Here is a 12,149-nt window from a genome sequence, read left to right as displayed (position 1 = left end):
CTAAACTAAACTGTATTAACGGGCTAGATCAGTACATAGAGTCGATGAGAGCATGATGCTTTTTCTCAACCAAATTTCTTTTCAATTTCATCGTCGCGGTCAATTCGTCATCTTCAGGACTGAGCAGCACATCAATAAGCCTGAATTGCTTTATGGTTTCTACCTGAGCTAATGTCTCGTTAGCAGACTGTACGACCTCATCTATCAAGGCAATGACTTCTGGCGCATGACACAACGAGCGAAAATCAGAAAACATCACTTGATTGTCTTGTGCATATTTTTCGACGTTTTCTTGATCTATCATGATCAGACAAGTTAGATACTTTCGCTTATCGCCAATGACGACCGCATCTGAGATATAAGGTGAAAATTTAAGTTTGCTTTCAATCGCAGCTGGTGTGACGTTTTTGCCGCCTGCGGTGATGATAATGTCCTTGATACGACCTGTGATAAATATATAACCGTCTCTAATCTCACCGACATCCCCCGTATGTAGCCAGCCATCCCGTAAATCCTCAGCCGTTTTTTCTGGCTTATTCCAGTAGCCTGCAAACACGTTAGCGCCTTTTACGAGTATCTCCCCATTATCGGCAATACGGACTTCAGAGTCTGGTAGTGCCTTACCTACGCTGCCAGCCATCTGCGCTTCAGGGGTATTGACCGATATCACGCCCGCACTTTCGGTCATGCCATAGCCTTCATAGATAGGCACCCCTATCGCATGAAACCAGCGGATAATATCTAGGGATATGGGTGCAGCACCAGTAGTGGCACGGCGAATATTACTCATGCCTATAAGGTCACGAATTTTATATAGCACCAGTCGATTCCAAAACTCGTAACGCAGTCGTTGACCTGCCGTAGGAGTATTGCCTGCCATCACGATATCAGCATAGTCATGACCTGCTTTTATGGCTTGATCAAATGCCCAGCCATTGAGTGCACTGGCGTCGCTCCGCATATTACTGATAGAGGCGTACATTTTTTCCCATAGTCTAGGTACAGCGGTAAAGGTATCAGGCGATACTTCTTTCATATTCTCAAATACCGTTTCTGTGCTCTCAGCGAAGTTGACGATACAGCCTCGATGGATAGGCAGATCTACTGACGTTAGACGTTCTAGTACATGACATAAGGGCAAAAAGCAGAGCTGCTCATCAGTAGGCAAAATAGGAAGAATATCTATGCTTGTTTTTAGCTCAAAGAGGACATTGGCATGCGTTAAAATCGCGCCTTTTGGGTTACCTGTCGTGCCAGAGGTATAGATTAAAGTACGTATGTCATTGGGCGTACCTTGATCGATATAATCGCTAAAACGCTCTCTTGCGTTATCAACACTTCGACCAATCGTATATAGCTCATCAAGGAAGATAACCTGATCATCTTCTAGGCTCCGCAAGCCTTTACGGTCAAGGACAATGACTTTTTTAACATGAGGTGTTTGCTCGCGAATCTCTAAAAACTTATGCAATTGCTCATCGTTTTCTACGATCAGAAACTTTGAGTGGCTGTCATTCAATATATAAGCAAGCTGCTCAGGACTGTCTGTCGTATAGACACCGTTAGGTATCCCGCCTACGCCGCAGACACCCATATCAAAATAAAGCCATTCTTTATTGTCTTCACTCAAGATAGAGACGGTATCGCCTTTGCTCAGACCAAGCTCGACGAGTGCCATGCCGATATCGCAGCTATGATGATAATAGTCTAGCCAACTATAACTCTGCCAAATACCAAAGCTCTTTTCGCGATGAGCAATTCTGTCGCCTCTGCTCAAGCAAACTTGTCGCCAAAGTTTACTCAACGTATCGCACCCTTCTAGGATTTGAGGTGCATGTTCGAAAGGCGCATTGTGGATCTTTCGACCCGTATTGTAATCATGATTCTCTGGGTAATCGTGGGACGATACTGGCGCAGCAGATGTTTCTTTCATGTCTGCCGTATCCACAGGAGAAAGTGAAGTATTGTTTTTAGTATTAACATCAATATCAATGGAGGTCGTCATGATTATTATCGCCAAGTCTTTTTGCGTTTCCACCGAGTGGCTTCCGCAGTGTTGTCTTTGGTTTGTCCCAAATAGAACTCTTTAATATCATCAGAGTGCATCAGTTTGTCCGCTGAGCCTGCCATGACAATACGCCCTGTTTCTAACACGTAACCGTAATCCGCTGCTGCCAAGGCAACTCTGGCATTTTGTTCAACCAGTAGAATTGTGACGCCTTGTTCTTTATTTAATCGTCGAATAATGGCAAATATCTCCTGTACCAATAATGGAGACAGCCCAAGAGACGGCTCATCGAGTAGCATAAGAGAGGGTCGTGACATCAGCCCTCGACCGATAGCGAGCATCTGCTGCTGACCACCAGACATCGTGCCAGCTGCTTGTGTACGGCGATTTTTTAGAATAGGAAAATACTCATATATCATCTCTACATCGCGCTGTATCTCAGACTTGTCACGCCGAGTATAAGCACCCATCGCTAAGTTTTCGGCGACATTCAAAAAGGGAAATACCTCGCGCCCCTCGGGTACGTGCGACAGCCCTTTTTTGACCAAGCGATCAGGCTCAGTGCCATCGATACGCTCTCCGTGGAACCATACTGCGCCCTTACGAGGATTGATAACCCCCGAGATGGTTTTCATTAGCGTCGTCTTGCCCGCACCATTAGCGCCCAAAATAGTGACGACTTTACCTTCGGGCACTTCTAGGCTCACGCCTCTCAATGCCATCACTGGACCATAAGCGGATTCTAGATTTCGCACCTCTAGCACGTTATTCTTTACTTCAGAGTCGACCAAATTCATTTCAGTAGCTGGCGCGGCAGAGGATAGTGATTTTTTGATAGATGACATTACACACTCTCCTGTCCAAGATAGGCTTCAATGACCTGTGGATTGGCTTGCACCTCAGCTGCTGTGCCCTGAGCCAAAAACTTACCTTCAGTGACGGCCAATACGCGATCTGATACGCGATTCACAAGACTCATGTCATGCTCTACCATCAAGATAGTCAAGCCAAGATCCTTTTGCATATCTTCGATCCACCATGCCATCTCGGACGTCTCCTCTACGCTGAGACCAGAGGCTGGCTCATCGAGCAAAATAAGCTTGGGGTTAGCAGCTAATGCACGCGCAATTTCGACCACTTTTCTAATACCATAAGGCAAACCTGCAATCAACTTATCTCTATAAGGCGCTAACTCTAAAAAATCTATAATTTTTTCAACTTGCAAACGATGCTCGCGCTCGCTACGGCGCACTTTTGGCAAAAACAATAAGTCCTGTATCCATGACGTATTGCGCTGCGAATGGCGACCAATGAGCAGGTTTTGAAGCACGCTTGAGTGATCAAATAACTCGATATTTTGAAACGTACGGGCGATACCCAGTTTTGCAATATCGTGAGCAGGTAGCTTGGTAATATCAGTGTCATCAAAGGTAATACGACCACTAAGCGGCTCGTACAAGCGACTGATTAAGTTAAAAATCGTGGATTTACCAGCCCCATTAGGTCCTACGATAGTAAATACCTCGCCCTCGTTTACCTCAAAGCTAATATTATCAACGGCTTTGACGCCACCGAACGCAATAGATAAGGAGTCAACTTTTAATAAGCTCATCGCATACGCTCCGTTTTAAGATAAGTTTTAGAACGGCGAAACAGTCCTTTTCGATATAGCGGAAACATCTGAAACCAAGTCCGTATCTTTATCCAAATGCCGTATATACCGCGTGGCTCATAGATGATCATAATGACAATAACTAAGGCAAACAGCGCCGTATCAATACCAGGAATACTGGTGATACTAGAGCCCGCACCTTGACCAACCATATCGCCTAAGATAGCAATCACTTGTGGTAATAAGACAACGACGACAGCACCAAAAAACGCACCATGTATGGAGCCCAAACCACCGATGACAATCTGCAAGAGGATGGTGATAGAGATGATAACGGTGAAGCTCTCATAATTGACCGCTTGCACAAAATGTCCGTACATAGCGCCACCCACAGCGGTAATCGCACAAGATATGCTGAACGCTAGCGTTTTGGCTTGCGGCACATTGACGCCAAGCGCACGGGCGGATACTTCACTGTCTCTGATGGCTAAGAACGAACGCCCTGTGCCGCTTCTGAGCAAGTTGATATACCCTAAAGTCACCAACACCACGAGCGCAAGGCACAAGTAATAAAAGGCTTTTGGCGTGATGTAGCGATCGATGGTGTAGCCAAACAGATTGATAGGAGAGGCAAAGGTGCCAGAGATACCGCCCGTAATAGGCTCAGCTACGATAGCGATGTCCTCAACGATAATACTAAGTGCTAAGGTTGCGATGGCTAAGTAGATACCGCTGGTTCTTAAGATTGGTCTGGCGATGATCGCACCGATAACCCCAGTGATGAGTGCACAGGCAACCAAAGCAGGGAAAAAATTCCACCCTCGAGCCATCAGTGCCATATGGCTAAATGCTCCTATCGCCATAAAGGCGGCATGCCCTAAGCTGACCTGTCCGGTATGTCCCGTCAAGAGCATCAGACCCAGTCCAGAGATAGACCAAATCAATATGGCGCTAAGCTCACTGATGTAATAGTTGCTCAACAACCAAGGCGCCATTAATAGTAGCAAGAGGAGCACGCCATACTTTATGAGTTGGCTTTTGGCATCGAAGATATTGATATCTTGATCATAGCTGTGTTTAAACTGAGCTTTCATGGGCAGTACTCATCCTTGAAAATTTTTGGAGGCCGCTTTGTCATCCTTGAATCAAAGCTGCCTTGGATCAAAGCTTCTATACTTTTTTCTGTTTGACCTGAGAAAAAATACCGCCCGGACGTACGATTAGTACGATCAACATAACCACATAAGGCGCAATTTGACTAAGACCTAGCGGTAGATAACGCCCAGCAAAAGGCTCTATCACCCCTACTAGCAATCCGCCTGCCAGCGCACCAGGCAAGGAGCCTAATCCACCGATTACCGCAGCGGCAAAGGCCTTGATACCGAATAGTAATCCGACAGAGGGTTCGATAGCGCCTTTGGCCGCAAATAGTATGCCGGCAAGTGCGGCAACCACCCCTGACAATGCCCAAACGATACCATTGACCCGCTTGACGGGAATACCCATATAGTAGGCTGCCATTTGGTTTTGACTGCTGGCTTGCATCGCAATACCAAGCCGCGTGTGGGCAAAAAAGAAGTACAAAATAGAGGTTAACGCGATAGTAGATATGATGATAATGAGGTCAACATAAGCGATACTGAGTGAGCCTAATGCCAACATCTTGCCTGAAAACGGTGTCTGTAGTGAGACTGGGCTATGTCCCCAGATGACACCAGCGACAAAGCGCATCAAGAAACCAAGCGAGATGGTAAGGATGACCATCGCAAATTGCGGCTGACCAAAAATACCACGTAGGATAAAGCGATCGAGTAAGTAGCCGAATGCACCCATGATGACAGCAGCAAAGGTGATGCCTAATAAGAAGGGAAGGTTTGCCTGATCGGCATTGATGAAAGATATGCCCAAAAAGGCACCGAGCATAAGCATGTCGCCTTGGGCGAAATTGACCGCTTCTGAGGCTTTGTAAATGAGTACAAAACCCAGCGCTAACAGCCCATATATACAACCATTAGCAATCCCGCTAATGAGCAGTTGTAGGATATCCATAAAGTCCCTTTTGTCTTAACATTATCATCCGTGACAATGTTTGAATAAGCGGTTCAATCGACTGACTTTTTCATCAACTACTTGTAAAGAAATTCATTTTCTTCATGTCAAAACGACTAGCGTTTTAGTAAGTAATCAATATGGCAGCAGTAGTAGCGAATAATATTCATATATTCACATTATACCAACTACGAATTATTGTCTATAGAAAAATCAAAGTTATTCAATGATTTATAGCAAGTGGCAAAAGCTATTTATATTACTCACCTAAAAACACCGCCATTATTGCCATGGTATAATTAGCTACTTTATATCGTCTATCCAAACCTATTCTATAAGTCATCATCATGAGTCAAATGCCAAAACAAGCAAAGCCAGTTAAGCCAAGCAATTCATCAGCGGGTAATCCATCGTCAGCCAAAAAATCTACTGATAACCACTATGACGTCATTATCATCGGTGCTGGTGCTTCAGGATTGTATTGCGCACTGACTGCTGGTCGCCGTGGTCGCCGCGTATTGGTCTTGGATCATGCCAATAAAGCTGGCAAAAAGATTTTAATGTCGGGTGGTGGTCGCTGTAATTTCACCAATTACTTTGTAGAGCCTGAGCATTTTATCGGTGCCAATCCCCACTTCTGCAAATCAGCGCTAAGTCGCTACCCGAGTTGGGAGTTTATCGGCATGGTAGAGTCGCATAAGATTGCCTACCATGAGCGCGAACATGGTCAGCTGTTCTGTGATGACTCGGCACAAGATATCTTGTCTATGCTGCTAGATGAATGCGCGGCCGTAGGCGTACAAGTAAAACTTAACGCTCAAATTGATCATGTTAAAACTACCGCTCATGATAACGGCGAACGCTTTTATCTAACGACGAGCAAAAAGCTTGGTAAAAAAGACATCGCGAACGGTACTCAACCTTCGCAGACACGCTATAGCTGTGAATCTTTGGTTGTCGCTACTGGTGGTCTGTCTATCCCGACCATGGGAGCAAGTGGTATCGGCTATGAGTTGGCACAGCAGTTCGGGCATACGCTCGTGCCTACTGATGCCAGTCTCGTACCGTTTACCTTCACTGATAAAACAGGCGAGCTTATCCGTGCCTTGGCTGGTATCAGTCTGCCAGTTATTGCCAGTAACGAGCGTATCTCTTTTAAATTGCCCGTCTTATTTACCCATCGCGGACTCTCTGGCCCTGCCATGCTACAGCTCTCCAACTATTGGCAGACTGGCGAAACCATCAGTATCAATCTGTTGCCTGAAATAGACGTCACTCAGCTTTTGCTCACTCGCAAAAAATCGCATCCACGCCAACTAATTCGTACCGTATTGGCAGAAAACACAGACAATGCGCTACCCAAGAAGCTATTAGCAGCGCTACAGACGCATCTGTGGGAAGACATCAAAGATACAGAACTTGCCAACATTAAAGACGAGCGCCTTACAGAACTTGGGGCTACGCTCAATGGCTGGCAGCTCAAGCCCTCTGGTACAGAAGGCTACCGTACCGCTGAGGTCACACGCGGCGGCGTCACAACCGATGAAGTGTCCTCCAAAACGATGCAAAGCAACTTGCAAGATAACTTGTACTTTATCGGTGAGGTACTCGATGTGACTGGCTGGCTTGGCGGCTATAATTTTCAATGGGCTTGGGCCAGTGGTTTTGTCAGTGGTGAAGTCGTTTAATAACATCCATGGCCTCCCTATTTATAGCGATAATAGTGGCTTTAGTGTCTGTTAGCATTTGAATAATTGACTACTACTCAGATAATGGCTGACAGTATGTTTGATGATAGTTGAATGGTTTTAGACAGTAATCTTAGAGAGCAATGAGAATAAACACAACATAAGTCTATTTTTATAGTAGAATTAACCTAAGGCATTCATCCTATTGATAGCAATGCCACTTAGACTTATGAGGTAATCCATGCGTCCAATCAAGCATATTCATGGTGATAAAAAGCCGCATTGGGTAGGTGATGGTTTTTTTGTAAAAACCCTAATCAATCATCTCGATGACAATCCTGATTTCAACTATAGCCATACCGATCCTTTTTTACTATTTGACTACGGTAAGCCTACGACCTTTTCACCCAATCCTGATTATAAGCTGCAACCGCATGGTGTTGGACTGCATCCACACAAAGGTTTTGAAACCGTAACCATCGCTTATTCAGGTGAGATTAGTCATGCAGACTCGACAGGTGGGCGCGGCGATATTTTAGAAGGTGATGTACAGTGGATGACTGCGGGTCGCGGTATTCTGCACGAAGAGTTCCACTCTGAAGCCTTTGGTCAACGTGGCGGCGTCTTTAGTATGGTGCAGTTATGGGTCAACTTGCCAAGCGCCCACAAACTGACCGACCCCAAATATCAATCTATCAAACGTGCTGACATGCCTATCGTTGATCTGATAGACGATAGCGATGAGCAAACTGTCATCGGCCAAGCTGCCATTATTGCCGGTGACTGGCATGGGATAACGGGAGCAGCAACGACCTTTACGCCAGTCAATATGTGGGATATTGAGCTACATACAGCAGGTACAACCACGCTACAAGCGCCGAAAACGCACAACACCCTACTGCTGGTACAAGAAGGTCAAGTATTGGTCAACGGTACAGCCGTCAGCGCAGGGAGTTTGATAGAATTTTCAGCGCCTATTCGAAATCATGTAGGCACTCAATCTGAATATTCATTCTTACCTACGACCGATACTATCGAATTGACCTACCCTGCAACTACCGATGAAGACACACCTATCAAATTGCTATTGCTAAGCGGCGAGCCAATCGGTGAGCCAGTCGCAGGTCATGGCCCCTTTGTCATGAATACTCAAGAAGAACTACGTCAAACCTTTCGTGATTATCAAATAGGCATTTTCGGCAAATAATGAAAATTTATGCATAAAAAAAGCCGCTCAACTATTGATAGTTAAGCGGCTTTTTTATGTTGCGTTATTTAGCTAAAAATCCAACTATTACGCTTGGTCTAAAAATGGATAGTCGGTATAACCTTCAGCACCGCCACCATAGAAAGACTCTGGATGCTGCTCATTGAGTGGCGCGCCTTTTTGAATGCGCTCAGCCAAGTCAGGGTTGGCGATATAGTCACGGCCAAAGGCGACAGCATCGATATAACCTGCTTTTACATTTTGCTCTGCTTTTTCGGCAGTATAGCCACCAGCTGCGATAATCATTTGATCAAAAGCAGCACGCACACGCTTACGGAAGTCTTCGCTATACGGCGTACCACCTGCCCAATCTGGCTCTGACAGATGCAGATACATGATACCGCGCTTGTTAATCTGCTCAATCATCCAAATATTTTCGTCTTCGTTATATCCAGCTTCTACGTTGTTGAACGTACCCAGTGGTGAAATACGAATACCAACATGATCTGCATCCCAAGCGTCTACGCACGCATCGATAACATCAAGCGTCAAGCGCGCACGGTTTTCGCGGCTACCGCCGTATTCATCATCACGTTGGTTGGTTTGCTCAACCCAGAACTGATGCAATAGGTAACCGTGAGCACCGTGAATCTCTACCCCATCAAAACCCGCTTCTTTGGCATTCTTAGTTGCTTGACCAAAGTCAGCGATAACTTGTTTGATTTCTTCAAGCGTGGCTGGACGTGGCGGCGTTGCATCTACACGAATGGCTTGGTTGTCGCTGTCACGTAGTGAGGTACGTACACCAACATCAACGTTAGAAGCAGAGATAGGCGCTTTACCGTCTGGCTGTACGCTCTCATGAGAAACTAGGCCCGTGTGCCATAGCTGTACTACGATTTTACCACCTTTAGCATGGACATTATCTACGATGGTTTTCCACGCAGTGATTTGGTCTTTGGTATGAACGCCTGGCGCACCAGCATAACCTTTCGCTTGGAAAGAAACTTGCGTCGCTTCAGTGATTACCAAGCCAGAACCTGCACGCTGTGAATAATATTCGCTTGCCAGTGCTGTTGGTACATCGCTTGGCTCAACCGAACGCAGACGCGTCAACGGTGCCATAATGATGCGGTTTTTTAGGGTTTGGGTACCCATTTTGACGGTTTCAAATAAATTATCGTGTGCCATAAAAAGCCCTGTTTATTGTTTTAAACCTTAGTATCAGGTTTACTATTATTGGTAATAAATAGCACTTATATTAGTAGGTAGCACTCAGCTATCGTTCTATAATTTGCGAAGTACGCTACTCATAAGCCGAGTTCTTTATAGGGGGCAAATGCAATTATTCCAAGCAATATTTACAAACAGAAACACCAATATTTAGATATTCGAATCTTTATAATTAAAGGCTACGAAGACAGTTTACTGTAGCTTAAACTCTCGTCGTCCGCGTGGAATTCTTTGGTTGTAGCATTTTTTTGACAGACAGCTCTAATGACAGATATGTACCAAACAATATCACTACTGAACCGATGATGGCTTGGATATTTAGAGCTTCACCAAGTAGTAGATACCCTAAAATAATGGCGAAAATTGGAATAACTAGCGTGATACTGGTGGCGCGCGTCGGGCCAATATTTTTAATAAGCTGATTCATAAAAATAAGGGCGATGGCTGTCGAAAATACACCAATACAGATTACGGATACCCATGCCTTTATGCTGATATCTTTACCATAAGGGAACTCATTAAAAGCCACAGGCAGCATAATAATACTACCGATGATAAGCGAGCCTGCGGTGATAGCGACTGGCGATACTTCATACAGATAGTTTTTAGTGATGTTGGCCCCAAGCGCATAACCTACACAGGCTAGTAGCGCGTAACCCATTGGTAGTAGCCCTTCGACCAACCCTTTGCCTGGCTCGCCGCCACCAAATAAGCTTTCGCTCATCAATATGATTACCCCTATTACCCCAATGACCAAACCAAGTGCTTGTTTTTTCGATAGCCTATCCTTAAAGAAGACTCTAGCGATAAAACCACTCATCATCGGTACAGAAGCATTTAGCACGGCTAGCACGCCTGCGTTCACTGATTGCGCGGAAAACGAGAACAACACAAAAGGTAGCGCTGCTGAAAACAAGCCAACGAGCGCTAGCATTTTCCAATGCTCCTTGATACCGACTCTGTTTTTCTTATTGAGCAATACAAAGACCAACATGACCAATCCGGCGAATATCACACGCAAACTGGCGAATGCCAATGAGCCAAACTCAGGCACGCCGATACGATAAAAAACGAAGGAGAGTGACCACATAAAAGAGAGCGTCACAAAAATGATAAGGTCACGGTTGGTCATTGGGTAATCCTATTAAGCGCTTAGACTGCGTTTACCAACTCGTGTCGGTCATAAGCGTCTGATGCGTTGTAAAAATTATCATGCGATTAAAAACTCATGATGATAACTTTTTAATTGTTTGATGGGTAATTTTTTATAAAATTTATAGTGAGTTTTTATCCATTTATTAATTTTTTTAGTACAGTTTTAAGGTTTGCACCTTTTGATAATTTATAAATCTGGACAAATCCCTTTTAGTAAGCACCATATAGCAAGCAGCGCTGATCCTATATTTCTTATACTTTAGCTTATTCCAGCGCTTTTCTATTCACATACTAAAGAACTCCAAAGTCATCCTTAAGTAAGTCTTCAGATCAATACCTATAAAAACAGATTTACGGTCATAGTAAACCCTGCTTATATCACTACCTTATAACAGCTACTCTTAATAATACTGATGTTAAAAGTAGCTTTAATACATCAGTTCAAGATTTTCTTAAAATATATTAGTTGATATTTGTTTGCTAATTTTCTACTATCTAAAAGGTATTGGTTAGTATTTGGCAATACACAAAATAGATGGCAAACATCATTAGTAGGATTTATAAATTATTGAGGAATGATTATGAAAAGGATAGCGTTATTTATCGGTATGATGTCAGTTGCAACGGCAGGTTTTTGCGGGGTTGGTCAGTTCTCAGATGAGACCACTTGCTATGTTTATAAACAAGATAAACTGCAAAAAAAACTAAACTGTCAGTATGAGGGCGCTGAGGGTGCAGCGATGAGTTATAGTTTTAGGCAGGTCTCCTATAACCTGCCAGGATTTGGCAAAATGGCAACCTCTACCAGTGCAAATTATAATGACCGTAATGAAGTGACTGGATGGACGACCACCGTCAATGACGAGCCAGCAATCATCAGATATCGTCTGCCAACCAATCAGCGTATCGTCAGCGATGCCTATGCGCAGTCTGGTAAAGCGGTTATGCAGTGTTATCTTAGTACAAAATCGCAGTGGGAGATTTGTGCTAAATAGAACAAAGTACTCTCACAATTTATTGTCTTAAACTGTAATTAAGCTGAGCGTTTTGCTTGGCTTTTATTGTCGCCCGCTAAAAACTGAAGCATCAACCTTAGCGATATCCTCTATGAAACTTTCTCACCGTTTTCTCTATATACTCAACGCCTTCACCACTAACAAAACCACTAACAAAACCACCCTTCCTATGAGACAGCCA

General features: G+C 44.4%; 10 protein-coding genes. 3 read left to right on the top strand and 7 right to left on the bottom strand.

The window, feature by feature from the left end; all coding sequences use genetic code 11:
• Positions 1–28: 28 nt before the first annotated feature.
• The 5 genes from JMX96_RS07070 to JMX96_RS07050 all read right to left on the bottom strand — a co-directional run bounded on the left by JMX96_RS07070 (position 29) and on the right by JMX96_RS07050 (position 5,669).
• Positions 29–2,005 (bottom strand): AMP-dependent synthetase/ligase, encoded by a 1,977-nt coding sequence (locus JMX96_RS07070; RefSeq protein WP_201568244.1) that lies wholly within the window; start codon positions 2,003–2,005, stop codon positions 29–31.
• A 5-nt stretch (positions 2,006–2,010) separates the two neighbouring features.
• Complete coding sequence (locus tag JMX96_RS07065) at positions 2,011–2,805, bottom strand: ABC transporter ATP-binding protein (RefSeq protein ID WP_201568592.1); 795 nt, start codon at positions 2,803–2,805, stop codon at positions 2,011–2,013.
• Between the two features lie 47 nt (positions 2,806–2,852).
• The gene (locus JMX96_RS07060; RefSeq protein WP_201568243.1) at positions 2,853–3,620 is read right to left on the bottom strand and encodes an ABC transporter ATP-binding protein; all 768 of its coding nucleotides are present in this window, start codon (positions 3,618–3,620) and stop codon (positions 2,853–2,855) included.
• Positions 3,617–4,714 (bottom strand): branched-chain amino acid ABC transporter permease, encoded by a 1,098-nt coding sequence (locus tag JMX96_RS07055; protein ID WP_201568242.1) that lies wholly within the window; start codon positions 4,712–4,714, stop codon positions 3,617–3,619. Before JMX96_RS07055 ends, JMX96_RS07060 begins: the two co-directional genes overlap by 4 nt.
• A 76-nt stretch (positions 4,715–4,790) precedes the next feature.
• Positions 4,791–5,669, bottom strand: a complete 879-nt coding sequence (locus tag JMX96_RS07050) for a branched-chain amino acid ABC transporter permease (RefSeq protein ID WP_201568241.1) — start codon at positions 5,667–5,669, stop codon at positions 4,791–4,793.
• Positions 5,670–6,016: 347 nt separating this feature from the next.
• Here JMX96_RS07050 and JMX96_RS07045 point away from each other — a divergent pair, with 347 nt between their 5' ends.
• Together JMX96_RS07045 and JMX96_RS07040 are read left to right on the top strand one after the other, a co-directional pair.
• Positions 6,017–7,357, top strand: a complete 1,341-nt coding sequence (locus tag JMX96_RS07045; RefSeq protein WP_201568240.1) for an NAD(P)/FAD-dependent oxidoreductase — start codon at positions 6,017–6,019, stop codon at positions 7,355–7,357.
• Positions 7,358–7,598: 241 nt separating this feature from the next.
• Complete coding sequence (locus JMX96_RS07040; RefSeq protein ID WP_201568239.1) at positions 7,599–8,564, top strand: pirin family protein; 966 nt, start codon at positions 7,599–7,601, stop codon at positions 8,562–8,564.
• A gap of 87 nt (positions 8,565–8,651) precedes the next feature.
• Here the strand turns inward: JMX96_RS07040 and JMX96_RS07035 are convergent, their stop codons facing one another.
• Positions 8,652–9,755, bottom strand: coding sequence for an alkene reductase (locus JMX96_RS07035; protein ID WP_201568238.1), 1,104 nt, complete (start codon positions 9,753–9,755; stop codon positions 8,652–8,654).
• A 244-nt stretch (positions 9,756–9,999) separates the two neighbouring features.
• The gene (locus JMX96_RS07030; protein WP_201568237.1) at positions 10,000–10,929 is read right to left on the bottom strand and encodes a DMT family transporter; all 930 of its coding nucleotides are present in this window, start codon (positions 10,927–10,929) and stop codon (positions 10,000–10,002) included.
• Positions 10,930–11,533: 604 nt separating this feature from the next.
• Here JMX96_RS07030 and JMX96_RS07025 point away from each other — a divergent pair.
• The gene (locus tag JMX96_RS07025) at positions 11,534–11,947 is read left to right on the top strand and encodes a hypothetical protein (RefSeq protein WP_101205128.1); all 414 of its coding nucleotides are present in this window, start codon (positions 11,534–11,536) and stop codon (positions 11,945–11,947) included.
• Positions 11,948–12,149 lie beyond the last annotated feature (202 nt).

Origin of the sequence: Psychrobacter sp. JCM 18900, from assembly GCF_904846625.1 — a bacterium.
Taxonomy (GTDB): Bacteria; Pseudomonadota; Gammaproteobacteria; order Pseudomonadales; family Moraxellaceae; genus Psychrobacter.
The sequence above is the reverse complement of the archived record's forward strand: the minus strand, read 5'-3'. Positions and strand labels throughout refer to the sequence as shown.

Excerpts from the sequence above, each read along its gene's own strand:
- JMX96_RS07070 (WP_201568244.1), bottom strand. The coding sequence starts at position 2,005 with ATGACGACCTCCATTGATATTGATGTTAATACTAAAAACAATACTTCA.
- JMX96_RS07065 (WP_201568592.1), bottom strand. The coding sequence starts at position 2,805 with ATGAATTTGGTCGACTCTGAAGTAAAGAATAACGTGCTAGAGGTGCGA.
- JMX96_RS07060 (WP_201568243.1), bottom strand. The coding sequence starts at position 3,620 with ATGAGCTTATTAAAAGTTGACTCCTTATCTATTGCGTTCGGTGGCGTC.
- JMX96_RS07055 (WP_201568242.1), bottom strand. The coding sequence starts at position 4,714 with ATGAAAGCTCAGTTTAAACACAGCTATGATCAAGATATCAATATCTTC.
- JMX96_RS07050 (WP_201568241.1), bottom strand. The coding sequence starts at position 5,669 with ATGGATATCCTACAACTGCTCATTAGCGGGATTGCTAATGGTTGTATA.
- JMX96_RS07045 (WP_201568240.1), top strand. The coding sequence starts at position 6,017 with ATGAGTCAAATGCCAAAACAAGCAAAGCCAGTTAAGCCAAGCAATTCA.
- JMX96_RS07040 (WP_201568239.1), top strand. The coding sequence starts at position 7,599 with ATGCGTCCAATCAAGCATATTCATGGTGATAAAAAGCCGCATTGGGTA.
- JMX96_RS07035 (WP_201568238.1), bottom strand. The coding sequence starts at position 9,755 with ATGGCACACGATAATTTATTTGAAACCGTCAAAATGGGTACCCAAACC.
- JMX96_RS07030 (WP_201568237.1), bottom strand. The coding sequence starts at position 10,929 with ATGACCAACCGTGACCTTATCATTTTTGTGACGCTCTCTTTTATGTGG.
- JMX96_RS07025 (WP_101205128.1), top strand. The coding sequence starts at position 11,534 with ATGAAAAGGATAGCGTTATTTATCGGTATGATGTCAGTTGCAACGGCA.